Annotated in this window: 7 protein-coding genes and 1 tRNA gene; all 8 read right to left on the reverse strand. The window is 68.5% G+C overall.

What is annotated here, in order from left to right:
- Positions 1 to 176: 176 nt before the first annotated feature.
- The gene (locus WA805_RS27495; protein ID WP_425243790.1) at positions 177 to 1,829 is read right to left on the reverse strand and encodes a long-chain fatty acid--CoA ligase; all 1,653 of its coding nucleotides are present in this window, start codon (positions 1,827 to 1,829) and stop codon (positions 177 to 179) included.
- Positions 1,830 to 2,041: 212 nt separating this feature from the next.
- Complete coding sequence (locus WA805_RS27500; protein ID WP_425243791.1) at positions 2,042 to 3,226, reverse strand: ATP-binding protein; 1,185 nt, start codon at positions 3,224 to 3,226, stop codon at positions 2,042 to 2,044.
- A 71-nt stretch (positions 3,227 to 3,297) separates the two neighbouring features.
- Positions 3,298 to 3,513, reverse strand: a complete 216-nt coding sequence (locus WA805_RS27505) for a hypothetical protein (protein WP_422272081.1) — start codon at positions 3,511 to 3,513, stop codon at positions 3,298 to 3,300.
- Between the two features lie 156 nt (positions 3,514 to 3,669).
- Positions 3,670 to 4,710, reverse strand: coding sequence for a cytochrome c oxidase assembly protein (locus WA805_RS27510; RefSeq protein ID WP_425243792.1), 1,041 nt, complete (start codon positions 4,708 to 4,710; stop codon positions 3,670 to 3,672).
- A 131-nt stretch (positions 4,711 to 4,841) separates the two neighbouring features.
- The gene (locus WA805_RS27515) at positions 4,842 to 5,570 is read right to left on the reverse strand and encodes a DUF72 domain-containing protein (protein ID WP_422290126.1); all 729 of its coding nucleotides are present in this window, start codon (positions 5,568 to 5,570) and stop codon (positions 4,842 to 4,844) included.
- Positions 5,571 to 5,618: 48 nt separating this feature from the next.
- Positions 5,619 to 6,350, reverse strand: a complete 732-nt coding sequence (locus WA805_RS27520; protein ID WP_422272075.1) for a response regulator transcription factor — start codon at positions 6,348 to 6,350, stop codon at positions 5,619 to 5,621.
- A gap of 277 nt (positions 6,351 to 6,627) precedes the next feature.
- Positions 6,628 to 6,716: transfer RNA gene (locus WA805_RS27525), tRNA-Ser, on the reverse strand.
- A 14-nt stretch (positions 6,717 to 6,730) separates the two neighbouring features.
- Positions 6,731 to 7,796: AAA family ATPase (locus WA805_RS27530; RefSeq protein ID WP_425239557.1), on the reverse strand; the 1,066-nt coding region annotated here is incomplete at its 5' end.

Here is a 7,796-nt window from a genome sequence, read left to right on the forward strand (position 1 = left end):
GGGGCGTAAACCCCAACCGCATTAGCAGTGCGGCGCCATAGACCGGACTAGGCGAAGCCTCCAACCGCGCCGTGGACGGCCGAAACCGATGAGGCGCAGTGCCGAACAGCGTACCGGCATCCGGCCACCGTCGGCAAAGCGAACCCCGCCGATGGCCGGTGCCGTTGGCCGCGGGTTCAGTGCGGGGCCGGCGCCAGCTTGATCACATCGAGCTGGCCCGCCGCGTACTGTTCGCGCAGCGTGGTCTTCTTGAACTTGCCCACCGAGGTCTTCGGCACCTCGTCGATAAAGGACCACCGTTCTGGCAGCTGCCATCGCGGTATCCGGTCGCTGAGGAACGCCCGCAGCTCGTCGGGCGTGACCGGGCCGGCGTCCTGGCGCAGGACCACCGCGGCGAGCGGTCGCTCGCCCCACTTCTCGTCCGGCACCCCGATCACGGCCGCCTCGGCGACGGACGGGTGGGCCATCAGCAGGTTCTCGAGCTCCATGGAGGAGATCCACTCGCCGCCGGACTTGATCACGTCCTTGGCCCGGTCGGTGAGCCTGACGAAGCCTGCCGCGTCTAGCGTGCCAACGTCGCCGGTGCGCAGCCAGCCGTCGTGAAACTTCTCCGGCGCGCTGTCCCGGTAGTAGGACCCAGTGACCCAGGGCCCGCGGACCTCGATTTCGCCCGCGGTCTTCCCGTCCGACGGCAGAATCTCACCGTCGTCCCCGCCTAGCCGTCCCTCGATGGTGCAGAACAAGCGTCCCTGCGACGTCCGGTACTCCCACACCGCCTCCCCCGTGACGCCGGCGGGCTCGTGGGCGATCGAGCCGAGCGGCGACGTCTCGGTCATCCCCCATGCGTGGGTCATGACCAAGCCGAACTCGTCGGCGTACGCGCGCATCACGCTCTCAGGCAGGGCCGATCCGCCGCAGACCAGGGTCCGCAGCGAGGAGATGTCGCCGCCGACGGCGCGCAGGTGCGCGAGCACGCCCTGCCAGATCGTCGGCACGCCGGCGCCGACCGTCACCTTCTCGTTCTCGATCAGGCCGACGATGGCGGCCGGCGTCATGTACCGGTCGGGCATCACCAGGTCAGCGCCGGACATCAGCGCCGCGTACGCGAGGCCCCACGCGTTGGCGTGGAACTGCGGGACGACGGGCAGGATGCGGTCCTGTTCGGACATCGCGAACGCGTTGCCCAGGCAGGCACCCATGGAGTGCAGGTACATGGACCGGTGGCTGTAGACCACGCCTTTCGGCAGCCCGGTCGTGCCGCTCGTGTAGCACATCGCCGCGGCGGACCGCTCGTCAAGATCCGGCCAGTCGAAGGAGGCTGGCGCGTCGTCGAGCAGTTCCTCATACAAGTGCACCGCCCGGCCGGACTCGGCGAGGGACCGCACCGCGGCAGCGTCCGCGGGACCGGAGACGATCACGTGCTTTACGGTGTCCGCGAGCGGCAGCACCTTGGCGAACAGCGGTACCAGCGAGGCGTCCACGATCACCGCGTGGTCCCCCGCGTGCGTGGCGATATAGCCCACCTGGTCAGGGGACAGCCGGATGTTCAGCGTGTGCAGCACCGCGCCCATCGACGGGATGGCGTAGTACGCCTCGAGGTGCTCAGCGTTGTTCCACATGAACGTGCCCACGCGCTGGTCACCGTCAACGCCGAGCGAGCGCAGCGCATTCGCCAGCCGCGCCGTCCGCTCGCCGAGGGCCGCGTACGTCCGCCGTCTTGGCGGTGCGTCCCCGGTGCATGTGACAACTTCCTTACCTGCGAACGCAGTCGTGCCGTAGCGCATGATCGACGTGACCGTCAGCGGGATGTCCATCATCGTGCTTTCCACGGCCGCACCTCCTCGTCAAGTCCCTGACGGTGATAGTGCCACGCGGGACAGGCAGCACGTAACCCTCCAGTTACGGGGATTATCACCACGAACCGCCCGCGCCAAGCCCGGCGTCCGCCCCCGAAGATTCTGCGGTTCTCTAGGCGGCTATAGGAAAGATCCAATAGTGGCGAATAAAGAGAATATTTACCGAACGGGCCCGTGGTGACTGCTCAGGCCGGCTGGCTGCGCAGGAACTTGCCGAAGTGCGGCACGGTGAACGCGATCAGCCCGCGTTCCGAGCTGTAGATGAGCCCCTTCTTGATCAGGCCGTCCCTGGCCGGGGAGAGGCTTGACGGCTTGCGCCCGAGCTCATCCGCGACGTTTGAGGTGGGCACCGGATCGTCGCCGATCAAGGCCATGGCGCGCATGTACTCCCGTTCGGCCGGCGTCGCCCGCTCGTACCTGCTGCCGAAGAAGCCGACGGCGAGCTCGCCTTCCGCCTCCGGCGCCGCGACGGCGACGTCCGCCGCGGTGACGGGGCTTCCCGCGGCGACGTCCCAGGTCACCTTGCCGTAGGCCTGGACGAAGTAGGGGTATCCGTCGGCCGCCTCGTACAGCGCGTCGAGCGCCTCCTGCTTGAAGATCACGTCTTCTCGCTCCGCGGGCGCGATCAGTGCCTGGTCTGCCGCTTCCCGGTCGAGCCTGTCGATGCGGGCGTAGCGAAAGAGCCGTTCAGAATAACTCTTGCTCGCCGAAAGCACCGAGGGCAGATGCGGGAGACCCGCGCCAACGACGATGAGCGGCCCGCCTACCTGAGACAGCTCGTGGCAGGCGGCGCACAGCGCCGACACGTCCTGGGCCGGCACGTCCTGCATCTCGTCGACGAACAGCGCGATGCCGACGCCCAGGTCGGCCGCGACCGAGGCGGCGTCGGTGAACAGCTCGGTCAGGTCCACCTCGAGGTCGCCGGAATCGGCCCGCCCGCGGGCCGCGGGGACGTCGATGCCGAACTGCGCCGTGACCGAGGAGCCCTTGGGCGCCTTCGGGTCGCGGAGCGCGAACGCCTTGAGCACGCTGAGGAAGTCATCGATCCGGTCCGGGGCACGGTGCCTGGGGGCGAGTTCCCTGACCGCCATGTGCAGCGCGCTCGCGACCGGGCGCCTGATGGACTGGTCCGGCCGGGCCTCGAGCTTGCCGGTTCCCCACAGCCGCTGCAAGGCCATCGACCTGAACGTGTTGAGCAGCACGGTCTTCCCCACGCCGCGCAGCCCGGTGAGCACCATGCTGCGCTCAGGACGAGCCCTCGCGACCCGCTCGAGCACGACCTCGAACTGGCTTATCTCCCGCTCCCGCCCGGCGAGTTCTGGCGGGCGCTGCCCGGCGCCGGGCGCGTAAGGGTTTCGCACAGGGTCCACGAATCGGACTCTATGGCCTCCTCTAGCGAGAACCGTAGATTTCCGTAGACACTGCTACCGGCGTGTCGCGCCTAGTTATTCCGGCCGAGGAAGCGCTGGTGTGCCTCGGCAAGCCTCAGATAGGCGCGCGCGGCTATCTCGGCGCGACGTTCCGCGTACTCGTGCGGCGCCACCTCGAACCTTTCGAGCGCGACCTGCACCGCAGCGAGTTCGGACTCGTACTCATCTTCGATCGTGAGCGCGTCCGTGACGTATTGGCTGTCCGCCTTACTCGTGTTGCTGGTCAATGCCGCTTGCCTCTCATGCCTCGCCCCCAGCACCTAGTCAACATCGTCGTCCGGGCCCGGCGCGCTCGCATGCCAAAACTCGTATTTCGCAGCGGAAGCATGCCTAATCGCTCGCCACATGCGGCAATCGGATTGATGTGATCTAGGTCACTGTGATCAGGAACTGCCCGCGTCGCCGCTGGCCGGGCCGTTAATACGGGCGAGATAAGCGTTGTACGCAGCGAGCTGTTCGTCGTCCTCGTCCACGTTGACGATTCTCGGCGCCGGCCGTGCTCCTGGCGCGGCGCCGGCAGCGCCCGCGGCACCTCCGGCGCCCTCGGCGAACCGGTCGGCCAGGTTCACCCGGCGCGCCGTCTCCAGCCAGCCCATGCCGGCGGACGGGCGGCGCTCCCTGCTCCAGGCGAAGAACGTCAGCATGATCAGCACGAACATGACCGCGGCCCCGCCGATCCACATGACCGCGCCGCCCATGTGCACGTCCTCGAGCGTGGACGGCCCCCACGAGCGCGGCTCCGACGAGGTGAACGGGGGCGAGGACTCGGAGCCGAGCACGACGCCGGTGAACGCGTCCACCGGCATGACGATGAACAGCAGGAACAGCCGCAGCGGGTACGACACCTTCCAACCGATGGGCTCGCGGCCGACCAGCGGCAGGAAGTACAGGTAGCCCACGACGAGGTACAGCACGTGCTCGGCGTTGTGCACCGCGTCGTTGGTCTCCACGACGTTCATGAAGCTCGTCAGGTGCGTCCCCACGATCGTTGCCGAGTACGCGACCACGCCGAACACCGGCCAGGTCAGCCAGTGCACCGGCCAGGACCTGAGGAACTTCTTCACCCCTGTGTGCAGCGGGTTCCTGCTGGCGTGCAGCAGCAGGGTGATGGGCTCCCCGGCGACAAGCAGCGGCGGCGCGATCATGATCAGCATCACGTGCTGGATCATGTGATCCCAGAACAGCGTGTCGTCGTACGTGCCGATGCCGCTCTGCGTCGCCAGGACCACGACTAGCAGGCCGCAGAGGAACGAGGCGGTGCGCAGCACCGACCAGGGCCGGGCGGGATGCCGGCGGGCGACGCGCACGGCGCCCCACAAGTACAGCGCCGCCACGACCGCGGTGACGACGGTGACGACCGGCGCGAACTGCCAGTTGCTGGCCGCTTCGGTCCAGCTGAACGGCGGCAGCTGGTCACTTCCCATGAGGACGAGAGTACCGCTACGCCCTGTCGTAGCCGCGTCCGGCGTCACGAGGCGCCGCGCGGCAGCTCGGTCGGCTATCGAACCGGCATTTCATGATCACGAAAGAAAAGTGCGTGTATAGAATACTTTTCTTACGTGATCATGGTCAGCTGGGCGAAGCGGGCCACGTCGATGACGGCGGCGCCGTTCTGGTCGTTGTTGAAGTAGGCGTACACAGGGGCCGACCCCGACCACGTCGATGCCACGCGGTCCGCCCAGGTCTGGAGGGCCTGGTCCGTGTACCGGGGCCACGGGTCGGCGGTGCCCTCGTGGAAGCGCAGGTACCCCCAGTCGGCGGTGCGCCACAGCGGGGTCACCGGCTCGTCGGCGCGGTCCGCCCAGCACAGCGCCGCCCCGCGGGCGGTCAGCACGTCCTTGATCTCGTCCGTCCACCACGACGCGTCCCGCGGCTCGACGGCGACCCGCATCGCGGGCGGGAATTGGCTGAGCGTGCCGTCGAGTAGCCCGGGGTCGGCCTTCATGGTGGGCGGGAGCTGGATCAGCACCGGGCCCAGCCGGTCCCCGAGTCCTGCGAACGCGTCGAGCATCCGGCGGACCGGCTCGGCCGGGTCGCGCAGCCGGCGAATGTGGGTGAGGTAGCGGCTGGCCTTCACGGCCATCACGAAGCCGTCCGGGGTCCGCGCCCGCCACTGCTCAAACGTCGCGCGGGCAGGCAGCCGGTAGAACGTGCCGTTGTTCTCGACCGTGGGGAACTGCCCCGCGTAGTACTCCAGCCACCGGCGCTGCGGGACATCCTGCGGGTAGAACCCGCCGCGCCAGTGCCGGTACTGCCACCCAGAGGTACCCACAAGCACAGGCATCCCAGCCACGCTACCCCGCGGGTGCGGAACTAGGCGTCAGACGCGATGCTAGGACCAGGTGATATCAGGGAAGGCCCTGGCCGCCGCAGCGGTACGACTGGTGACCCCCAGCCTTATGTTGATGTTCTCCAGATGCTTGCGCACGGTAAGGGGTGAGACCAGCAACTCGCGGGCGATCGCGCTGTTGTCATGGCCGAGGGCAACCATCCGGAGCAGCTGAAGCTGGCGGGCGGTCAGCATCTGGGCGGCGGCCCGGCGGGCCTGCAGGCGCAGCGCTTCGGTTATGTGCGGCTGCAGCAGCACCGCGGCGTCGCGCTCGGCATCGGAGAACCTCCGGCCGGGTGACCGGATGAAGCCCAGCCGACGGGCGATGCCTGGCGGTCCCGGGAGGGGGATGATCAGCACCTGGTCGAGACGGGCTGGGCTGAAGCACTCGGCGTACATCCCGGTGGAGTGCCATTCGCGGTCGGTGTAGAAGTCACTAGTGCGCATCACCTCCAGCCGCAGCCTCGGGTGGTGCTCGGTGTAGGAGCACGCGACCGTACCTGGGAAATGATCCCAGAACGGCCCGGGTGAATCCCCGGGATCTTCGCAGTCGAGCAGTTCGACCAGCTCGGATTGCTGATGCCGCGTGTCGTGCTCGTTGAGCGTCGCCTCTTCGGCCGGGACAATCCGCTGCAAGGCCTCGGCTACACCATCCGCTTGCAGCACATGGCCGTCGCAGTGCTGCGCCTGACGCAAGGCGCCTACGAACTGGAACAACGCAGCTGCCGTATCCATGAAGCCTCCAGCCAGCGCGGCTTGAATCAAGGATACGAGAAAGGTCGTATGGCGGTCCCCCGCCGTTGGCGCCGACGATCACACCAACGGCAAACTCACGGGGGGCGGCGATGCACTCAATCATCTCCGAGTACGTAATGAAAGCGCGCCAAGACGACGCGCGCCGAGCGGGCGAGCGCGGCCGGCTGCTCCTTGAGGCTCAGCGGGTGCGCACCACGATGCGTCAGCGGGCCCGTCACGTTACTCCAGTCAGGCGGCTGGCCCGGCTGCTGGCGAGCGGAGGGCGTGGGATTCGAACCCACGAGGTCGGTCACCCAACCTAGCAGTTTTCAAGACTGCCGCCATCGGCCACTAGGCGAGCCCTCCAGTGTGCACCAACCTTACGCGAACGGGGCCGCTGACGTGAGCCAGGAGACCTGTCCGCGGGGCACCGCGAAGCCGTCGCCGACGGTCGCCGCCAGGGCGAGGTACGCGTCCGCGGTGTCGGAGTTGAGCATGTCCAGCTCGACCTCGGCGCCCTCTTCGAGGTGCGGGTCGTAGGGCACGCGGATCACGGCCCGGCAGCGGGCCGCGAAGTGCCCCTCGAGGCGGTCGAGGTCCACCGTGCTCTTGCTCTTCGGGCGGATCATCGACAGCACCACGACGGCATTGCGAACCAGGTCGCCGTACGAGTGCGCCTCCAGCCAGTCGAGGGTGGCACTCGCGCTGCGCGCGCCGTCCACGGACGGGGAGCTCACCAGGACGATCTGGTCCGCCAGCTCGAGGATCCCCGCCATGGCGGAGTGCAGCAGGCCCGTGCCGCAGTCCGTGATGCAGATGGAGTAGTAGTGCTCCAAGACCCGGGCCACCGCGCGGTAGTCATCCGCGCTGAACGCCACAGAGACGCCGGGATCACGGTCGGACGCGAGGATCTCCAGCCTGCTGGACGCCTGGGAGGTGTACGCCCTGACGTCCGCGTACCTGCTGACCTGGGCGCGCTCGTTCAGCAGGTCGCGGATCGTGGCCGAGGTTTCCAGCTGGACCTTGTCCGAGAGCGTGCCCCTGTCCGGGTTGCCGTCCACCGCGATCACCCGGTCACCGCGCAGCGACGCAAGCGTGGAGCCGAGACCGACGGCGGCCGTCGTCTTGCCGACGCCGCCCTTGAGGCTCATCACGGCAACCCGGTGGTGACCGCCTGCCACCGGGGTGCGCACCCGGCTGACCAGGTCGCGGCGCCGCAGGTCCGCGGCCGACTCGCCGACGCGGATCAGCCCGCCGGACGCCCGGTAGATCGTCCGCCGCCAGCCCACGCCAGGGGCGGCTCTCTTGCCAGGCAGCAGCACGTCGCTGGTGAGGCTCTCCGCGGTCTCCCTGGGCGGCGACTCCGCTGGCGGTGACTCCGCCGGCAGCAGCTCCGCGGGCAGCGGCGCGGCGAGCGGCGGCGCGTCTGACGGCCTCGTGTCGGAC

Origin of the sequence: Trebonia sp., from assembly GCF_049794275.1 — a bacterium.
GTDB lineage: Bacteria > Actinomycetota > Actinomycetes > Streptosporangiales > Streptosporangiaceae > Trebonia.